This window comes from Selenomonas sp. FOBRC9, assembly GCF_000287655.1.
GTDB classification, from domain to species: domain Bacteria; phylum Bacillota; class Negativicutes; order Selenomonadales; family Selenomonadaceae; genus Centipeda; species Centipeda artemidis.
The window spans coordinates 117980-136063 of record NZ_ALJR01000039.1 but is presented as its reverse complement, the minus strand read 5'-3'; the positions used below and the strand labels follow the sequence as shown (position 1 = coordinate 136063).

Annotated in this window: 18 protein-coding genes; 16 read left to right on the top strand and 2 right to left on the bottom strand. The window is 56.7% G+C overall.

All coding sequences use genetic code 11. The features are described 5' to 3' along the window. Positions 1 to 148: 148 nt before the first annotated feature. On the top strand, positions 149 to 844 hold the full coding sequence (locus HMPREF1147_RS09485) for a class I SAM-dependent methyltransferase (RefSeq protein WP_009438302.1): 696 nt from the start codon (positions 149 to 151) through the stop codon (positions 842 to 844). A 25-nt stretch (positions 845 to 869) separates the two neighbouring features. After that, positions 870 to 1346, top strand: coding sequence for a DUF3887 domain-containing protein (locus tag HMPREF1147_RS09480; RefSeq protein WP_009658717.1), 477 nt, complete (start codon positions 870 to 872; stop codon positions 1344 to 1346). 252 nt (positions 1347 to 1598) lie between these two features. On the opposite strand, the gene HMPREF1147_RS09475 is transcribed toward HMPREF1147_RS09480, so the two are convergent. Both HMPREF1147_RS09475 and HMPREF1147_RS09470 read right to left on the bottom strand, forming a co-directional pair. Next, on the bottom strand, positions 1599 to 2618 hold the full coding sequence (locus HMPREF1147_RS09475; protein WP_009658654.1) for a hypothetical protein: 1020 nt from the start codon (positions 2616 to 2618) through the stop codon (positions 1599 to 1601). 15 nt (positions 2619 to 2633) lie between these two features. Further along, on the bottom strand, positions 2634 to 3050 hold the full coding sequence (locus HMPREF1147_RS09470; RefSeq protein WP_009658699.1) for a hypothetical protein: 417 nt from the start codon (positions 3048 to 3050) through the stop codon (positions 2634 to 2636). Between the two features lie 198 nt (positions 3051 to 3248). Here HMPREF1147_RS09470 and HMPREF1147_RS09465 point away from each other — a divergent pair, with 198 nt between their 5' ends. The 14 genes from HMPREF1147_RS09465 to HMPREF1147_RS09400 all read left to right on the top strand — a co-directional run bounded on the left by HMPREF1147_RS09465 (position 3249) and on the right by HMPREF1147_RS09400 (position 18075). Next, a complete protein-coding gene (locus tag HMPREF1147_RS09465; protein WP_009658713.1) occupies positions 3249 to 4775 on the top strand; it encodes an organic solvent tolerance protein OstA in 1527 nt (508 codons plus the stop codon). A gap of 64 nt (positions 4776 to 4839) precedes the next feature. Continuing rightward, on the top strand, positions 4840 to 5304 hold the full coding sequence (gene rfaE2 / locus HMPREF1147_RS09460; RefSeq protein WP_009658673.1) for a D-glycero-beta-D-manno-heptose 1-phosphate adenylyltransferase: 465 nt from the start codon (positions 4840 to 4842) through the stop codon (positions 5302 to 5304). Further along, positions 5301 to 6326: a lipopolysaccharide heptosyltransferase I gene (gene waaC, locus HMPREF1147_RS09455; RefSeq protein WP_009658721.1), complete on the top strand. Its 1026-nt coding sequence runs from the start codon at positions 5301 to 5303 to the stop codon at positions 6324 to 6326. Before rfaE2 ends, waaC begins: the two co-directional genes overlap by 4 nt. A 22-nt stretch (positions 6327 to 6348) precedes the next feature. Beyond that, a complete protein-coding gene (locus HMPREF1147_RS09450; RefSeq protein WP_009658629.1) occupies positions 6349 to 7092 on the top strand; it encodes a glycosyltransferase family 2 protein in 744 nt (247 codons plus the stop codon). Between the two features lie 6 nt (positions 7093 to 7098). Beyond that, positions 7099 to 8280 (top strand): glycosyltransferase family 9 protein, encoded by a 1182-nt coding sequence (locus tag HMPREF1147_RS09445; protein ID WP_009658670.1) that lies wholly within the window; start codon positions 7099 to 7101, stop codon positions 8278 to 8280. Positions 8281 to 8355: 75 nt separating this feature from the next. Next, a complete protein-coding gene (locus HMPREF1147_RS09440) occupies positions 8356 to 9651 on the top strand; it encodes an aspartate aminotransferase family protein (RefSeq protein ID WP_009658720.1) in 1296 nt (431 codons plus the stop codon). Positions 9652 to 9800: 149 nt separating this feature from the next. Further along, the gene (locus HMPREF1147_RS09435; RefSeq protein WP_232208080.1) at positions 9801 to 10229 is read left to right on the top strand and encodes a GNAT family N-acetyltransferase; all 429 of its coding nucleotides are present in this window, start codon (positions 9801 to 9803) and stop codon (positions 10227 to 10229) included. Between the two features lie 55 nt (positions 10230 to 10284). After that, positions 10285 to 12018 (top strand): RNA-binding domain-containing protein, encoded by a 1734-nt coding sequence (locus HMPREF1147_RS09430; protein ID WP_009658649.1) that lies wholly within the window; start codon positions 10285 to 10287, stop codon positions 12016 to 12018. A gap of 259 nt (positions 12019 to 12277) precedes the next feature. Beyond that, positions 12278 to 13276 (top strand): D-glycero-beta-D-manno-heptose-7-phosphate kinase, encoded by a 999-nt coding sequence (gene rfaE1, locus HMPREF1147_RS09425; RefSeq protein WP_009658601.1) that lies wholly within the window; start codon positions 12278 to 12280, stop codon positions 13274 to 13276. After that, on the top strand, positions 13273 to 14247 hold the full coding sequence (gene rfaD, locus HMPREF1147_RS09420; RefSeq protein ID WP_009658652.1) for an ADP-glyceromanno-heptose 6-epimerase: 975 nt from the start codon (positions 13273 to 13275) through the stop codon (positions 14245 to 14247). Before rfaE1 ends, rfaD begins: the two co-directional genes overlap by 4 nt. Beyond that, positions 14234 to 14737: a D-glycero-beta-D-manno-heptose 1,7-bisphosphate 7-phosphatase gene (locus HMPREF1147_RS09415; protein WP_009658725.1), complete on the top strand. Its 504-nt coding sequence runs from the start codon at positions 14234 to 14236 to the stop codon at positions 14735 to 14737. Before rfaD ends, HMPREF1147_RS09415 begins: the two co-directional genes overlap by 14 nt. Positions 14738 to 14777: 40 nt before the next feature. After that, complete coding sequence (locus HMPREF1147_RS09410) at positions 14778 to 15938, top strand: glycosyltransferase (protein WP_009658647.1); 1161 nt, start codon at positions 14778 to 14780, stop codon at positions 15936 to 15938. A 21-nt stretch (positions 15939 to 15959) separates the two neighbouring features. Further along, complete coding sequence (locus tag HMPREF1147_RS09405; protein ID WP_009658726.1) at positions 15960 to 16859, top strand: VirK/YbjX family protein; 900 nt, start codon at positions 15960 to 15962, stop codon at positions 16857 to 16859. Positions 16860 to 16875: 16 nt separating this feature from the next. Beyond that, complete coding sequence (locus HMPREF1147_RS09400; RefSeq protein WP_009658643.1) at positions 16876 to 18075, top strand: O-antigen ligase; 1200 nt, start codon at positions 16876 to 16878, stop codon at positions 18073 to 18075. The last annotated feature ends 9 nt before the right edge of the window (positions 18076 to 18084 follow it).

Genomic DNA, 18084 nt, shown 5'->3' with positions numbered 1-18084 from the left:
TCACATGTCCATCGGGTTCGAGGCTGTACGGAGAAAATAGAGTATATGCGAATTCTACCACCGAATCAGAACGCTGTCCATATCGTGAAGATTTGAACAGCCGCCATATTTATGGTACAATAACGAAATCGATAGGAGAAAGGATTTCATGATGGACGAGGAACAGCGGCGGTATGAAAAGATCCGCGGGGCGTACCGATCGGTTGGGCGGCTTGCGAATCTGTACGACGGCATGATGACGTACAGTACATGGTCGGGGAAATTCGTCTCACGGCTCGTGTGGGGGCTCGACCGCGCGGGCGTTGCGCGCTATGTGGGGCTCGCGCTGCGCGCGGCGCACGAGGGCTTTGCGGGGCGGCTGCTCGAGGTGCCGGTCGGGACGGGCTGTCTCTCGCTCCCCGTCTACGCGGAACTCCCGGACGCCGACATCACTTGTCTCGACTACTCGCCCGCGATGCTCGCAGCGGCGCGGGCGCGGGCGGATGCGCTCGGTGTGCGCAACGTCGCTTTCGTCGAGGGGGATGTCGGACAGCTGACGTTCGAGGATGATTTCTTCGACGCGGCGGTATCCATCAACGGATTTCACGCGTTCCCGGACAAGGAGAGCGCATGGGCGGAGGTACACCGCGTACTGCGTCCGGGCGGGCGGCTGACAGGCTCGGTGTTCATCCTGGGGAAGAACCCGCGGACGACGTTCGTCGTCACGCAGCTCTATCAGCGCATGGGATTTTTCACGCCGCCGTACGACACGGAGGAGAGTCTTACGATGCGTCTGCAAAAGCTCTACCGCGAGGTCTCCGTGGAGTGTGTGGAATCGCTGGCATGTTTTTCTTGTGTGAAGTAAAATGTTTGGTTCAAAGGAGTAGATGATGATGAAATTTCGTCGTATCGTATGTGCGCTCTGCATGGGGCTGATGCTCGGCGGTATCGTTGCCGCACCTGCGGCGTTCGCCGAAGAAGCGCCGGCGGAACAGCAGCAGGCTGCACCCGAGGTTGTGCAGATGTCCATCGAGGAGAGCGGTGTCTTTACCGTGGCGAAGCTCGAGGAACAGATGAAGGCGACAATTGACCTCTTTGAAAAGGGAGATATTGCGGCGCTGCAGGCGAGCGCAACCGACCAGATGCGTTCGGGACTCACGGAGCAGCTCGTGAATGAGGCAAAAGCAGAGTTCGCGCCGAAATGGGGGGCGCGTGTGGCGTTCGGCAAGCCGTATATGGTTGCACTGCGTCAAGGGGACGAGGTTATTGCAATCGGTGAGATCGCAGTCGGGTACAAGGCGACGGCGGTCGTCTATCGTCTCACTTATGACCGGAATATGAAGCTCGCGGGATTCTTTGTGAAGTAATTGCCGAACGGTGTGCGCACTGGCTGATCAAGTGTCATAAGCGAGGGCGTGGACGCTGTGTCCGCTATAAATAATCAGATACAGTAAAACGGGACTGCTGCATTTTGGGCAGCAGTCCCGTTTTTTATGGAGATTTGTGTGTTGTGCCGCCTCGATAGGGGCGGCGATGCCTTGCTCTTGAACTCGTTGCAGCGGGGCAGCGTGTAAGGGCTAAGAAGATGGACGCTGCGGATGAAAATCCTATGCTGCACCTTATGTCGCGTCATCATAGACGCTGTCGTCATACCCCGCCGTATCATCTGCCGACGTACCCGACTGCGTCGATGCAGGAGCCTGGAACGAGGCGGCGCTGTCATAGGTGGTCTGTACACCGTAGAGCGTCGTCTCGCCCTTCGTCTGGATGTAGAATTCTGTTCCTGCGGGGAGGTCGACGTTTTTGCCGCGGACAAAAGCGCCCGCAACGATTCCGATGGGACCGAGCACAGCCATGCCCGCGAGCGATGCGCCTGCCGCCATCGCCAGATGCTGCATTTCCTTTTTCGCCTCTTCGCCGATGTAGGTTGTCACATAGGTGCCGTCGAGCGCCTTTGTGTTGTTAAAGTCAATTTCGACCTGTGCGTTGCGCCCGAAATTGCGCGACTGGCGCACCTTTGTCACCGTGCCCTCGCCGCGCGAACCTTTCGTAAAGACGAGTGCATCGTTGACGAATACGTCGTCCGCGACCTGGTACTCGATCGTGTCGCCAACCTTGAGATTCTTTGCATTGACGGGCGTGACGAGCGAAACTTTGATGAGCGTATTCGCCGGGACGGTCACGGGGACGACGGGGATATCCTTGGTGCCGAACGAAGCGGTGCTGAGTGCAGAGATGCGCTTCTTGAATGTGCCGTCCTCCGTTTTTCCGAGGAGAGACATCTCCATCTCGCCGATGCGTTCCTGCACGGAGCGCATACTCGTCTCATGGCTGATGTTCCACTCGATCGCGTTGAGATCCATCAATACGGACGGTACGGTGCCGGTCGTATAGACCTCCTCGTAGAGCGCGTCGATGCGCGCCATCAGGCTGCCCGAGCGGTGTTTGCCGTCGTAGTCGCGCTCGAGCCGGTTGATGCGGTCGATGAGCGCGCCCGTCTGTTCCTTGCCGTAGGTATCCTGCTCGATGAGCGCCAGTTTGGACTGTACCGCGTTCGGCGGTTCCGCCGCAAATGCCGTGCCCACAGACGTGAGTACGAGCACAAAGGTCAGCATGAGTGCGCAGATTTTTTCTCGCATGGGTAGATCATCCTCCTACTTTGCCGTTTGCTTTTTTGCCGTCAGAAATTCCTCAATGAAGTCTACGATGCTCCGCATCGGCGAGCTCGCCGTATAGGGCTGCGGTATGTCCGTGCCTGGGACGGTGCGCAGGACTTCTTTCGTGTCGTAAATCTCCACCTGCGTGGAAAAAATGCGGTAGGTACTCTGCGTGCGGTCAAAACGCATCCGATAGAGATAGCGCCGATTTTCCGCCGCCTTCACGACAGCAACGACGGCGTCGCGCTCCGCCTCCGACACGCGCACGATGGAGAGCGTATCCACATAGTAGCCGGTGTCGCCGTCCGCATCGACGAACCGCATATCCTCTGCCGCCGCGCAGTGACCGAGTCCCATGAGGAACACGAGAGCGGCGAGCAGGAGTCCGCGCACACTGTACCGCCGCATCCGCATCAACGCCTCCTTTGGGGGAATCCCCGATCCCACATTCGCTTTCATATCCGTTCCATTATAGAGGAAATCGCATAGCGCGTCAAATTTATCTTATCTGTGTACGGCGCCGCACTGCATCCCCCTTTTTGGTTGCGAAAATTCCGTTTATGATGTAGTATAGACGTGCAATTATTTTTGAAAAGACAGGAGAATGCGCCCATGACCACAGCCTTGCAAAAGCGTATCTTACTCGCGCTCACCGCCGCCTGTACATTATTTCCGCAGGCGGTCGAGGCGGCGTACAGTGCGGACGGCGAGACGGGGATGCAGCATTTGGACTTCATCGAGAACCGCCGCCGCGAAGCGCGTGCGAACGCACTCACGCCGGAGCAGGAGAAACTGCTCGCGGATGTCGAGGCGATGCGGAAATATCTGAGGCATCCTGTGGATGCTGCGCAGCCTTCGCCGATCGCCTTTGAGGGCGACGATCTCACCTACGATCAGAGTACGGGCGCGTTCACGGCGAAGGGGCATGTCGATATTGTGCAGCTCGCGGCGCGGCGGTTCCAAGGGGACTATGTGGAGGGGAATACAACCTCCGGAGACGTCTCTATTCCCGACCGCGCACATCTGCTCCAGCTCACCGAGGGCGCGGCGCGCGTTACGCTCGACGGCTATCACATCAACTACAATTATCAAAAGCGCACGGGGACGATGGACGAGGCGGCGGGCAAGGTCGGCGCCTACTATATGACCGGGAAGCGGTTTGAGTTTTACCCCGATAAAATTGTGGTCTACGACGGCACACAGACGAAGTGCAGCGCCCAGCATCCCGACTATCATTTGAGTGCGGACGTGGCAGAGCTGTATCCGGGGGATCGGCTCGTGCTCACAAATGTGAAGTTTTGGCTGAAGAATAAAGTGATCTTCACAAAGAAACGCCATGAGGTGGACGTTTCGCATCCCATACAGAGAAATTTCCCGCGCGCGGGTTATGACAGCGACGACGGGGCGTGGGTGGAACAGACCTTTGAACAGACCGTTGCGCCGCGCGTGACGGCGGCGGTGAACCTCCACGTGACGACGAATCGAGGGTGGCGCACGCACTACGATCTCGGTTGGGAGAATGGGGGCGCGCGTGCACTCCTGACCTACGGCAACTATGAGGATAGTGACAGCGAGTGGATCAAAAAGGAACCTTCGCTCATTCTTGGTTATGGACAGCGCATCGGGAAGTCACCGATTCACTACAGCCTCAGTTCCGAGTACGGGCGCTGGTACGGCAGCGGCATCCACAGCAATCACTGGGTCTACGGCATCTCCGTTGCGCACGATACGATACCCTTTCACGGATTTGAGCTTGATCTTGCGGCGGGATATTCCATCACGCGCGAAAGCTACGATCACTCGCGTGTGCAGGGCATGAACGCGAGCGCGTTCCTTACAAAGGAGTTTAACGATCGCCTCGCTGCGTATGTCGGCTATCTTTATACCAAGAACACAAAGCAGAATGCGCTTTTTGCCTACGGTCAAGAGGACTATTCAAAGGTCTGGCAGGTCGGCATGAGCCTGCGGATTGATAAGCGCAACCGCATTGCCATCGGCGGTAAATATGCACAGGAGCCGCGGACGTGGACGGATGTCGATTACTACTGGTTCCATGACCTGCACTGTTCGCAGATCATTCTGCGTTGGCGGTCGAAGCAGAATTCGCTTAAAATTAAATGGGAGTTCACGCCGTGGTAAAAGACGCTGCGGAACTATGTGCCGCAGCGTCGTGTACTGCCGTGTGCAGAGAGGAGAGGTTGCCATGCTGATGCCGCGGGACGAGATGCGCGCATATGCCGCGGCGCTGCGCGCGGCGGGGCAGCGCGTTGTCTTTACCAACGGCTGTTTTGACATCCTCCACGCGGGGCATGTGCGCTACCTTGCGGCGGCGCGGGCACTGGGCGACTACCTGATCCTTGGGCTCAACAGCGACGCGTCCGTGCGTCGGCTGAAGGGGGAGATGCGTCCTGTCAACGATGAGCATGACCGCGCGGAGGTGGTCGGCGCGCTGAAATCCGTGGACGCTGTTGTGATCTTTGGCGAGGATACGGCGGAGGAACTCATTGCCGAGGTGCGCCCCGACGTCTATGTCAAGGGCGGCGATTATACGCGCGAGACCCTGCCCGAGGCACGCATCGTCGAGCGCTGCGGCGGTGCGGTCGCGTTCATCCCACTCGTCGCCGGGAAATCCACAACGAATATCATCCGGCGGATGCAGGAATCGTGAACAGCGTCCTCATCGTCAAACTCAGCGCGATCGGGGACGTCGTTCATGCGCTCCCCACGGCATACGCGATCAAGGAAACGTATCCCGCGGCGCACATCACATGGGTCGTCGAGCCGCCCGCATACGATATTGTCCGTATGTGCTCCTCGGTGGACGAGGTGATTGTCTTTCCGAAAAAGGAGCTGCGGACACGGGCAGGCTTTCGGCGCGGCTTTCCTGTGTTTCGCCGGCTTCTTCGGGCGCGCAGGTACGATGCGGCGCTCGATCTGCAGGGGCTGTTTAAGTCGGCGGCGATCGCTTTTTTTGTGCGTGCAGATAAAAAGATCGGCACAGGCTTTATGCGCGAGGGGGCGTGGCTCGTCTCGCGCCCCGTGCGGGGGGCGCACATCGGCGGGCACATCGTCGATCAGAATCTCGACGTCGCGCGCGCCCTTGGCTGTGCCGTGCGCGAGATTCGCTTCCCCCTGCAGATCCCGGAGGATGCCGCACGCGCTGCGGTGGAAAAGTGCGCGGCGGTCTGCGGCGGCGATCGTCCCTATGCCGCGTTGATCGTCGGGGCAAGCCGGGCGAATAAGATATGGCGGGCGGCGCATTTTGCGCGTCTGGCGGGACTGCTCCGCACGGCGGGCATCACGCCGCTCCTCGTGGGGGGCGGCACGGCGGACGAGCGGCGTGCCGCCGAGATCGCGGCACTCTCGGAGGAAGCCCCGCCGTCGCTCGTCGGGCGGACGACGTTCCCCGAGCTTGCCGCGCTCCTGCGCGGCGCGTGCGTTGTGGTCGGCGGCGATACGGGGCCCACGCACCTCGCGGATGCGGTCGGTGCGCCGACGCTCATGCTCATGGGCTCGTGGCCGCCCGCGCGCAACGGGCTCTACCGGCAGAGAGAGAACGTCATCGAGATCGACCGCCCCTGTCGGCACTGCATGAAGCGCGTTTGCCCGCTCGGGCTCGACTGCCTTGATGTGATTACGCCGGAGCAGGTGATGGCGCGGGCGATGCCGCTCATTTCCGGCGATGCATGACCGAACCGGCAAGGAGGATTTTGTGAAAATCGCGGTGATTATTCTCACGCACAATGAGGAAGCCCATATCGGCGCGTGCATCCGGAGTGCGGCGTTCGCCGATGAGATCCTCGTGATTGACGATGAGAGCGAGGATCGGACGCGCGAGATCGCGGCAGAGGCGGGGGCGCGCGTTATTTCTCACCCGCTCGCGGGGGACTTTGCCGCACAGCGCAATTTTGCACTCACGCAGACGACGGCGGATTGGGTGCTCTATTTGGATGCGGACGAGCGCGTCAGGCCTGCGGCGGGGGAGACGATGCGCCGCATCGCGGAGGAGAACCCCAAGGCTGCCTATGAGATCAAGCGTGTCAATATCGCCTTTGGGCAGAAAATGCGTTACGGCGGGCATCGTCCCGATCTGTGCCTGCGGTTTTTCCCGCGCGATGCCGTTCGCTGGGAGGGGCTTGTCCATGAACGCGTCTGCACGGAGCTGCCCGTTCGCAGACTCACGGGCGAGCTTTATCACTACACATATACGAGCTGGGATCGCTATTTTCAAAAATTCAACCAATACACGACGCTGATGGCACAGCGTCAACATGCGGCGGGCAAGACCTGCTCGTTTGCAAAAGTGCTGCTCGATCCGCCGTTTGCGTTCTTTCGGTTTTACATCCTGCAGGGCGGCATCCTCGAAGGGCGGCTTGGGTTTGTCCTTGGCGCGTTCCACGCGTTTTACACGATGGCAAAATATGTGAAGCTGTATTATATGCAGGCAAAGGACTGAGGGCGCATGTACGAAAACATCCTCGTCATCAACCTCATGCACCTCGGCGACCTCATGCTCATGACGCCCGTCCTGCGTACGCTCCGGCACAACTGCCCCGCCGCGCGCATCACACTCCTCGCCGACCTTCTGCTCGCCGACATCGTGCGCGAGAACCCGCATGTCGATCGCTGTCTCTTCATCGATAAAAAAGGGAAGGACGACAGCTTCCTCGGCATCCTCCGCTTTGCGATGAAGCTGCGGAAAGAAAAATACGATCTCGTCGTCAATCTCCACCGCAACGAACGCGCCTCGGCGCTCGCCGCACTCTCGGGCGGGCGGCGCATCGTCGGCTATGCAAAGCCGGGCTTTGCCCTCGCATTTGACACCGTAAGCCCCGATCAAAATAAGATCATGCACGAGATCCACTCTCACTATGCAGCGCTGCGCGATGCGGGCGTCATCGGCACGATCGACGACGCGGGGCTCGAGATGTGGGTGCCGACCACAGCGGAGGAAGAGGCGGCGCGCCTGTGGGCGGCGGAGTTTGCCCCCGGGGATCGGGTCGTCGCGCTCAATATCGGTGCGAGCTGGCGGACGAAACGCTGGGAGTCCGGCTATTTTGCCGCCGTCGCCGATAGTTATCTCACGCGCGGCTATCACGTCGCCATGATGGGCGGCCCCATGGACGTCGAGATTGTAGACGCCTGTGTTGCGCAGATGCAGGAGCGGGCGCATCCGCATCTGCATATCTTTACCGGGAAAGTAAAGCTCGGCACGCTCGCGGGGCTTCTGCGGCGGTGCGCCCTCTTCATCACGACGGACTCGGGTCCCATGCACGTCGGTGTCGCGATGAACGTCCCCGTCCTGTGCATGTTCGGCGCGTCACCCATCCCGGGGTTCTACCCCTACGACGCAAAGAGCATCTCCGTGCGCGCCCCCGTCCCGTGCCACCCCTGCCGCATCCACGAATGCCCGCTCACAGGCGACGAGCACATGATGTGCATGAAGCGGATGCCGCCCGAGCTGATCCTGACGTACGCCGACCGGCTCCTCGCCGAGACCGGCGGACGCTCCGCCTATGAACTGCCGCGCCCGACGCAATTTGAAACGCGCGTTGTTGAGATGCAGGCGGACGGACGCTTCGCACTCTCTCCGCCGGGGGCGGCGGGACGCGTCGTAATATCATCCCTCCCGCAGAGCAGATAACAGTTGCCTAGATATAGAAGGCTTTTCAAAAAGCCTCGGAAAAGATGAAGCAAAACAAAGGAGTCACTACAGTATATGAGCGCAATTCTAAACCGCAAACTTGACCGATCCAACGAGCTTTGGGCAGAGGCGCAGGACACGATCCTCTCGGGCTGCCAGCTCTACAGCAAGGGGACGGAGACGCACATCAAGGGCGTCTCGCCGATCTATATTGATCACGGCAAGGACGCGCACGTCTGGGACGTGGACGGCACGGAATACATCGATTACGACATGGGCATGGGTCCCGTCCTGCTCGGCTATCAATACAAGGCTGTCGACGATGCGGTCGTCGCGCAGCTGCGCCGCGGCATGGGCTACTCGCTCGTCGCGCCCGAGGAGGTCGAATACGCAAAACTGTGCGTAAAGCATATCCCGAGCGCGGGCAAGGTACGCTTCCTCAAGACAGGTTCCGGCGCGACGGAGGCGGCGGTGCGCATCGCGCGCGCCTACACCGGGCGGCGGCACGTCCTGCGCGGCAAATACCACGGCTGGCACGAATGGACGACGGCGGCGGAGCACGACCGGCAGGGCGGCGTCCTCCCGGAGTCGCACAGCTATATCCATAAATTTGACTACAACGACCTTGAACAGGTGCGGGACTATTTCAAAGCATATCCGGACGACATCGCCGCGGTCATCACCGAAGCCGTTGAACACGAGGCGCCGCAGGAGCATTATCTCGAAGATTTGAAAACGCTCTGCCATGAACACGGCGCGCTGCTCATCTTTGACGAGATCGTGAACGGCTTCCACTTCGGCATCGGCGGCGCGCAGGCGTATTTCGGCGTGATGCCCGATCTCTCCACATTTGGCAAGGCGATGGCGAACGGAATGCCGCTTGCGATGGTCGCGGGACGCAAAGACATCATGGAGGACGTCGATCCGAAGGTGTTCATCTCGACGACGTTCGGCGGCGAGTGCCTTTCCCTCGCGGCGGGCATCGCCGTGATGAAGGAACTGGAGTCCGGTGAGGTGACGAAGGCGATTTGGGCGAAGGGGAAGTACCTCCAAGATAATTTCCGCAAACTCGCCAAGGACATCGGCGTGCCGATCGACCTCATCGGCTACCCGTGCCGTATGAATTTTGACTACACGGATTACGAGGGGCGGCGCGACTGGCTCTATAACTCCATATTTATGCAGGAGAGCGTCAAGCGCGGCGTGCTGCTCGGATGGAACGTGTTCCCGTGCTACACGCATACGCAGGAGGATCTGGATTTCTCGCTCAACGTGTTCGAAGACGCGATGAAGGTCTACCGCACGGCGCTGAAGAGCGGGCATCCCGAGACCTACATGGAGGGGACGCCGCTCAAGATCGTCCTCGGCTAAAAATTTTTCAACAATAAATGCACCTGAAAAGAGCGCAGCTATATAACGAGCTGCGCTTTTGTGGTATAATAAAGAGACGATTTGCAAAGTTTATACGAAATCGAATGCTCCAATAGCGAAGGGCGGTGAAGACGATCGATACACTTTTTTTGCGGGAGGCAACCATGGCGGATGCCGCGCTCTTGTTTCAATGGCGTAACGATGGAACGTCACGGGAAATTCACAGCAAAAAGCTCGATGCGTCGACGCATTTGCTGTGGGTGGAGGAGACGCTGCGTGATCCGGGCGCAAAGCTGTTCATCCTCATGCGGGGGGAGACCCCCATCGGGCGCATCCGCGTCAACCAAAGGGACGAGGGATTCGTCATCTCGTGCAGCATCGCCGCCGAATACCGTCGGCACGGCTATGGCGCGCGCATGGTCGCACTGCTCGAAGAGCATATGCGCACGCGCCACCCGCGCAGCGTCCTCGTCGCCTATGTGGAAAAGAAGAACGAAGCGTCGCGCCGCACATTCGAACGTCTCGGCTATCAGTGCATGGAGGAATACGAGTCCTATCGGTATACGAAGCAGCTCTGATGTGTTCATGCGGGGCAAAGTTACGAGAGCCGAGGGAAAATGAGGTGAACGGTACATGCGGAATGTGGAAGATCTCCTGCGCTATGGAGAAAGCTTGACACTCGAGTATAAAAAAGCGGAGCGCGGTCTTCCTCGGTCTATATGGGAGACCTATTCGGCGTTTGCCAATACGCGCGGCGGGACAATTGTGCTCGGCGTAGAGGAACAGCTTGACGCACCAATCGGGGAACGCGCATATCACATTTGCGGCGTGCAGAATCCGGACAAGCTGATTGCTGATTTTTGGAATACGATCAACAGTAATAAGGTCAGTGTGAATATCCTTGTTGATGCGGACGTGACGACACAGGCGGTCAACGGGAAAACTCTTGTCTGTATTGACGTCCCGCAGGCGACGTATCTGCAGCGTCCCGTGTACCTCAATGAGAACATACTTAAAAATACCTTTAAGCGCGGATACGAGGGCGATTATCACTGCACCGAAGAAGAAATCAAGGCAATGCTCCGCGATGCGAGTGATGTGGGGAACGACGGGACACTCCTAGAGGGGTATACGATGGATGACATCGACCTTGATACACTAGCCGCTTATCGTATGGAGTTTGATATACGCAATCCGGGGCATGTTTTGAGTTCACTGCCGCACCGCGATTTTTTAATGAACCTTGGCGGATATACGGTGGAGCGCCCTTCCGAGCGTGAGGGGCTGACGACGGCGGGACTTCTTATGTTTGGGAAAGGGCTGCCAATCCGCGAGCGATTTGACCATATCCGCATGGACTATATCGACGAGACAAACCGACTGCCGGGAAGCCGGTGGAGTGATCGGCTGACCTACGACGGCACATGGGAAAATAATCTATATAATTTTCTCAAGCGGGTCATTCCAAAGTTGACGGGGGATATTAAACGCCCGTTCCGCTTGGAGGGGATTGTCCGCATCGACGATACGGCGGTACATCGCGCCGTCCGTGAGGCGTTTGTCAATCTGATCATCCACAGCGACTATTTGATCTCCGGCGTGCTCAAAATTATCAAGAAGGATCACGGCTTTTATTTTTCGAACCCGGGGAATCTGAAACTCCCGATCGATATGATTTATAGCGGCGGACACTCGGCAACACGGAACCCACGGATGCAGACGATGCTTCGTATGATCGGTCTGGGGGATAATATCGGCTCGGGATTCCCTACGATTTTGTCGGCATGGGGCGAGGAAAACTGGCGCAAGCCGGATCTCAGTGATAATCTTGACGTTCATATCGTAGAGCTGAAGCTTTGGACGATCTCGGCGATGCCGCAGGAGTGTACGGATTATTTGTACCAACTTTTTGGGGCGGCATATGGGCGCCTTTCGTCGCATGAGCAGATTATCCTGACGACAGCCTATTTGGAGGATGAGGTCAGTAACACGCAGCTGCAATCGCTGCTCGATCTCCATCCGACCGACATCGGGAAGGTGTTGTATGGGCTGACCAAACGGGAAATGCTGCGTATGAATCATAAGGGACGGTGGACGACCTATCGTCTAAACACCGAATACCAATGCGCGGAGACGATGCCGGAACCTGAAATTACCGTGTCCGAGGCGCTTGGTCTCAATCCCACAGATCGGCTGATCTATGAGTATCTGTGTGAGAATGAGCTTATTACAACCAAACAGATCAAAGAGATTACGCGGATCAAGTCAGGTGTAGGTGCCTTGATCGCTGTGAGGAGATTGATGAAAAAGGATTTGATTGAAAAAATGCGTAGGGGGCGGTTTGTGTACTATCGGCGCAAGAAGTAAGCGTCCATAAGTTAGGGTATTGCGCTAAAAAGTTAGGGTATTGCGCTAAAAAGTTAGGGTATTGCGCTAAAAAGTTAGGGTATTGCGCTAAAAAGTTGGTGTGTTGGGCGAAAAAGTTGGGGTATTGAGCGAAAAAGTTGGGGTATCGGCACTTTGTAGGCGGTTGCACATTGCGTGAGGCTTGCAGTCCGGCGAAAGTTTCGGTACAATATACAATAATAGGACGAACACCCGAATCAGTGGAGATAGGAGCGGTTTCATGGACATGACCAAAATTCGCGCTGTCGTTGCGGAAAAGAGCGTGCGTAGCAACATTCTCGTTGTCGGCGATGTCATGCTGGATAAATATTATTCCGGCGAGGTCACGCGCATCTCGCCCGAGGCGCCCGTGCCGATCACGCATGTGACGGGGACGCGCGAGACGCTCGGCGGCGCGGCAAACGTGGCGCACAACATCGCGCTTCTCGGCGCGCACGTCAGCATCGCGGGCTTTGTCGGCGACGATGTGCACTGCAGGACGCTGCTCGAGAAATTCACCGCGCGCGGCATCGACTACACAGGACTTGTCCGGACGAACCGTCCGACGACGACGAAGATTCGCGTCATCGGCGGACATCAGCAGATGTTGCGCCTTGATTTCGAGGACGCCAGTGCAGTGGACGGCGACTACATGAAGCAGTACCTTTCCTATATCGACGGTAAGCTGAACGAGAGCATGGACTGCGTGATCATCTCGGACTACGGCAAAGGCTCGTGCACCGAATTTGCGGCGCAGCATATCATCCGTGCCGCACACGATCACGGCGTTCCCGTCATCATCGATCCGAAGGGGACGCAGTGGGCGAAATATAAGGATGCCGACTACATCACGCCAAATCTGAAGGAAATCAACGAGGTGCTCCTCGAACCCATTGCGAACGAGGACTTTGACGTGGAAAAAGCGGCGCGTTACGTCATGCGCAAATTCAGCATTCGCAACCTCATTCTCACGCGATCGGAGAAAGGACTTTCCATTGTCCACGGCGACGAGGTTACCCACATCCCGACGCACGCGCAGGAGGTGTTCGACGTATCGGGCGCGGGCGATACCGTGATTGCGGTCTTTGGACTCGCGCTTGCGGGCGGACTCAAGCCCGCGGACGGCGCATATCTCGCGAATCTCGCGGCGAGCGTCGTCGTTTCGAAGGTCGGCACGTATGCGGTCAGCAGAGAAGAGCTCCTCGCTGTGCTCGACCGTGAGGAAGGAGTGACGGCATGATCATCGTTACCGGCGGTGCCGGATTCATCGGCAGCAATCTCGTCCACGAGCTCAATCGGCGCGGACATACGGACATCCTCATCGTGGACGACCTGAAGGACGGCGAGAACTACAAGAACCTGCGCGGACTGCATTTCATCGACTATCGGCACAAGGACGACTTCCTCCGGCTCATTGAGGACGGCGAGTTCGACGGGACGGACATCGACGCCATCTTCCACGAGGGCGCGTGCTCGGACACGATGGAGTACGACGTCAACTACATGATGAAGGTAAACTACGCATATTCCAAGGCGCTCCTTCACTTTGCCATGGCGGCGCGCATCCCCTTCCTCTACGCCTCTTCCGCCTCGACCTACGGCGGGGGAAAGCATGGGTTCACCGAGGGAGATCTATGCGAGGATGCGCTCAATCCCTATGCATATTCAAAACTCGCGTTTGACCGCTATGTGCGGCAGGTGATCCCCGAGGCGCGTAGTCAGATTGTCGGGCTGAAATACTTCAACGTCTACGGACCGCAGGAGCACCACAAAGGGAAGATGGCGTCGATCTTCTACCAGCTCTACAATCAGATCAAGGAAACGGGCGAGACGCGCCTTTTCCGCGGGACGGACGGCATCGCGGACGGCGCGCAGCGGCGCGACTTCGTCTATGTGAAGGACGTCGTGCGCGTCAACCTGTGGTTTTGGGAAAGCGGCGGCGAGAGCGGCGTCTACAACTGCGGCACAGGAACGGCGCACACGTACAACGAGGCGGCGCGTGCCGTCATCGACGCGCTCGGCACGGGAAAGATCGCCTATCGCGACTTCCCCGAGGTGCTGCGCGGCAAATATCAGAACTACACGCAGGCGGATACGACCTCGCTCCTCACCGCGGGCTACGACGGCGGATTTACTCCTATGGAGACGGCGGTGCGGGAGTACTGCGCGTTCCTCGATGCGGGCGGATATTTCTCCTATGCCGAAGAATAAGGCGATCTTTTTCGACCGTGACGGCACGCTCAACGTCGATGTGGACTATCTCCACGATCCCGCGGACTTCGTGTGGACGGAGGGCGCGATCGATGCCGTGCGCTGGGCGAATACGCACGGCTATCTCGCGATCGTCGTCACGAATCAGAGCGGCGTCGCGCGCGGCTACTTCCCCGAGAACGACGTCACGCGCCTGCACGATTGGATGAATGCGGAGCTGCAAAAGTGCGGCGCGCACATCGACGCGTTCTACTATTGTCCGCATCATCCTGCGGCAAAGATTCCCGCCTACCGGCAGGACTGTGACTGCCGCAAACCCGCACCGGGGCTTCTCCTGCGCGCCCTGCGCGAGCACGACATCGACCCCGCCGCCTCCCTCATGATCGGCGACGCCCCGCGCGATATTACCTGCGCCGAGCAGGCGGGCGTCCGCGGCGTCCTCTATACGGGCGGAGATTTGTGCGCGGCGGTACGGAGAGAACTTGGGTGAACAAGCAGGATGAAGCAATAAGGCAGAACGGAGTGAAAACGTGCGCATCGCTATCTTTGAGAATATCATGACGCCCGGCGGGCATGAGGTCGATTTTGACCGTATTCTCGTTGAGGAGCTGCGTGCTCTGGGACATGAGATTTCGTTTTATGTGCCGGAAGGATTTCAATTCGGTATGGACTACCATGTGCCTGTCACTTATCTTGCGGGGGCATCCGTTCAATACACGAGTGCGCGCGGACTCAAGAAGCTTTTTCTTTCTGCCCGGCGTGAGCGGAGACGTTTTGGCTGGTATCGCCGACTTTATTCGGCGGCGGTGGCGGGGGCATATGATGCCCTTATTGTTCCGACATCGACATATCGCTATCTGAGAGCGCTCACACACAGCATACTGCGGCGATCTCCCGTACCGATTATTTTTATTCAGCATGGAGTGAACCCGGGAGAAGCGTCTAAGTTCTTGTATGTAGCAGATCGCTTGGAAAACTATCCTAATATTTATCCGACTGTGATTACCTTTGGCGATGCGATTTTCGACCGGAAGCGTGATCATATTTATACGGTTTTGCCGCCGACCTTCGTACCGCGTGATATTAAAATAGAACAGAAACCGATACCGCAAAAAGATCATCCGATCACCATCGGTTTTTTTGGACAATTTCGCAGGGAGAAACGACTTGAAGATCTCCTGCAGGTCTATCTTGCGGGAAATTATAGGCGACCTGTCCGTTTGCTCGTTCAAGGCTCGACGATGCACGATGAGGATGCCAAAGAGTTTGAACGCATCATTGCTTTATATGAGGGACACGGCATTGAGTTCCTGCATCGCGGCTTGATTGGGGCGGAGTGGCAGCGTGCGATTGCAAATGTCGATGCTCTTTTCATGCCGTATTCTGCACCTCGGTATCGTTATCATTGGGGGGCGATGCTCTTTACTGCGATTGGCTTCCGGAAACCCGTGCTCACGAGCGATGATATGAATCCGGAGGTGTTTGAATCCTTTCACATTGGAGAGACATTCCCCAGCGGCGATATGGAGGCGCTCGGGCGTACGATAGAGCATTTCATCAATAATTACGATGTCAATGCGCCAAAATATCATGCGGAGCTTGCGCGCGCCGCAGAGCAGTACGCGCCTAGGAAGTTTGCCACACGGCTTACGGAACTTCTGTCACCACATAAAAATAGAGGAGACCGCTAGAAGTTTTAGAGGAATTATTTTATGCTTGCAGAGATTTATGATGTTGCGCGCCGCGCCTATCGGTTCAATCATTTACGGGAGGGGCGGCGTGCTATTGTTTTTATGCTGCGTGCGGCGCTGAATTGGAATGAACTTCGTGAGCTATATCAATTTTTTCATGAGAACGAGGTTCGAGCGGAACTCTATGCAAGAAATCCCTATATGATAGAGCAGGCGACGCGCGCCTTTTTTTATGCGGGCTCTACGGTCGGCAGTCGTATTCGCCTGATTCAGGCACATTATGCATTCTTGGAAGAGAAATTAAACGCCGAGCGGTTTATTCATCTCGGTCTTGACGGTATCCATGAGCTTTGGAGATCGCCTGAAGATGATATAGAATGGCGAGCTTATCTTAAATTCGAGCCGGGACAGCGTAAAGAAGGATTGCTCTCCGTGATCATGGATGTGGACGGCGTGCATCTGTACCAAATTATCTTTTGGCTCGATCTCCGGGATGGAGAACCGGTATTGGTAATCGGAGCCATGCAGGGACCGAATACTGATGATGCACAGGATTTTGTTCGTGAGATGACCAAACGCGCACATCGGTTCCGCACGAAGAATCTCATCCTTTTCATAACGCAGGTAGTGGCACGTGCGCTTGGCGTGCGGCATATCTTTGCCGTGTCCAATGCGGGGTATTATGCCAACAACCATGTGCGGCGCGATCGAAAATTGAAAACGGACTTCGGCGCTTTTTGGGAGGAAGTCGGCGGGCATTTGACGGAGGATCATCGATTTTATGAACTGCCTCTCACGCTCCATCGCAAAACAATCGAAGAAATCCCCACGCGAAAACGTGCCGTTTATCGGCGGCGCTTCCGGATGCTTGATGAGATCGATGCAGAGGTTATGCATCATATGCAGGGGATTTTGAACTGAGAAAAGGGCAGTCCATATGATTCGGAGATTTTCGGAGCAACAGGCATATAAGCTCCTTATCCTTCTCGTGTTTGCCGCAAACATCACGACGGGCGTTGCAAGTGTGCTCATCGCTATTGGTACTATTCTTATTTTAGCGGATGATAGCCTACGACGACGTCTCTTGAAGGAGGGGGGATCACTTATATGCGTGTTTGCCGTCTATTTTGGATTACAGATCATTGTGGCGGTCTGTTCACTAGAGCCGATGGTGAGCTTTAGGGAACTGGCGGGCGAATTGCATCGTGTTCTGCCGTTCTTATTTCCGCTTGCTTTTTTACACACCAAAAGCCAGTTGCGGTATACAATGCTCGCGTTTGTTTTGCTCATCGCGGTGAACCATGTTTATGGACTGTATCAATACACAGTACTGCATCAACGTGCTTATGGATTCTGCCATTGGCCGACGTTTTATGGGTCGTTTTTGCTCATGTGCACGCCTGTTGCGATGTGTGCAGCATCCCTAAATATCTTGCGTCCGTATGAACGCCGCGTTTCCTTTGTTGTTGCGGCGGCGGGACTTCCCATGTTGCTCTTATCGGAGACACGCGGCGCATGGATTGCTTTCCTTGGAGTCTGTATTCTGTTTTTTTTCCTCTACGAGGGAAATCGAAAGCATATCCTTGGCGGAATAGCCACCGTCTTTTTGATATTTTCTCTACTCTTGGCAGTTGTCCCCGGGATGACGGCACGTCTCGCGACGATCGGAGACGCTTCTTTTCAGAGTAACAGCGAGCGTAGGCTTATGTGGTCGGTGGCGATCCGCCTCTTTGAGGAACATCCGATCACAGGGGTTGGCCTTGAGCAGTATGGCCCCTTATATAATGGAGAATATTATCCGCCGGAGGCAAAGGAATATGGCCATGGACATCCGCATAATATTGTGCTGAAGATTTTGAGTGAGGGAGGCATACTCGGTATTATGGCGTTTTTCCTCCTACACGGTTACTTTTTTATGCAGTTTTACCGTTTGAATCGTGCTGCGCGTGGGCAGCACGGCGTTACCTTTGGTATGATGGGCATGCTCTCACTTTTTGGCCTCTTCCTTGAGGGGATGACCGATACGAATATGAACCAAGTACCGATTATGCGTGAGTATTGGATGATTGCCGGGATAGTGCTTGCTTCGGCACGTTTCTTTTCAGAAAAAAATACGGATATTGAGGAGCGCGCATGATATATTCTT

Excerpts from the sequence above, each read along its gene's own strand:
- HMPREF1147_RS09485 (WP_009438302.1), top strand. The coding sequence starts at position 149 with ATGATGGACGAGGAACAGCGGCGGTATGAAAAGATCCGCGGGGCGTAC.
- HMPREF1147_RS09480 (WP_009658717.1), top strand. The coding sequence starts at position 870 with ATGATGAAATTTCGTCGTATCGTATGTGCGCTCTGCATGGGGCTGATG.
- HMPREF1147_RS09475 (WP_009658654.1), bottom strand. The coding sequence starts at position 2,618 with ATGCGAGAAAAAATCTGCGCACTCATGCTGACCTTTGTGCTCGTACTC.
- HMPREF1147_RS09470 (WP_009658699.1), bottom strand. The coding sequence starts at position 3,050 with ATGCGGATGCGGCGGTACAGTGTGCGCGGACTCCTGCTCGCCGCTCTC.
- HMPREF1147_RS09465 (WP_009658713.1), top strand. The coding sequence starts at position 3,249 with ATGACCACAGCCTTGCAAAAGCGTATCTTACTCGCGCTCACCGCCGCC.
- rfaE2 (WP_009658673.1), top strand. The coding sequence starts at position 4,840 with ATGCTGATGCCGCGGGACGAGATGCGCGCATATGCCGCGGCGCTGCGC.
- HMPREF1147_RS09445 (WP_009658670.1), top strand. The coding sequence starts at position 7,099 with ATGTACGAAAACATCCTCGTCATCAACCTCATGCACCTCGGCGACCTC.
- HMPREF1147_RS09440 (WP_009658720.1), top strand. The coding sequence starts at position 8,356 with ATGAGCGCAATTCTAAACCGCAAACTTGACCGATCCAACGAGCTTTGG.
- HMPREF1147_RS09430 (WP_009658649.1), top strand. The coding sequence starts at position 10,285 with ATGCGGAATGTGGAAGATCTCCTGCGCTATGGAGAAAGCTTGACACTC.
- rfaE1 (WP_009658601.1), top strand. The coding sequence starts at position 12,278 with ATGGACATGACCAAAATTCGCGCTGTCGTTGCGGAAAAGAGCGTGCGT.
- rfaD (WP_009658652.1), top strand. The coding sequence starts at position 13,273 with ATGATCATCGTTACCGGCGGTGCCGGATTCATCGGCAGCAATCTCGTC.
- HMPREF1147_RS09415 (WP_009658725.1), top strand. The coding sequence starts at position 14,234 with ATGCCGAAGAATAAGGCGATCTTTTTCGACCGTGACGGCACGCTCAAC.
- HMPREF1147_RS09405 (WP_009658726.1), top strand. The coding sequence starts at position 15,960 with ATGCTTGCAGAGATTTATGATGTTGCGCGCCGCGCCTATCGGTTCAAT.
- HMPREF1147_RS09400 (WP_009658643.1), top strand. The coding sequence starts at position 16,876 with ATGATTCGGAGATTTTCGGAGCAACAGGCATATAAGCTCCTTATCCTT.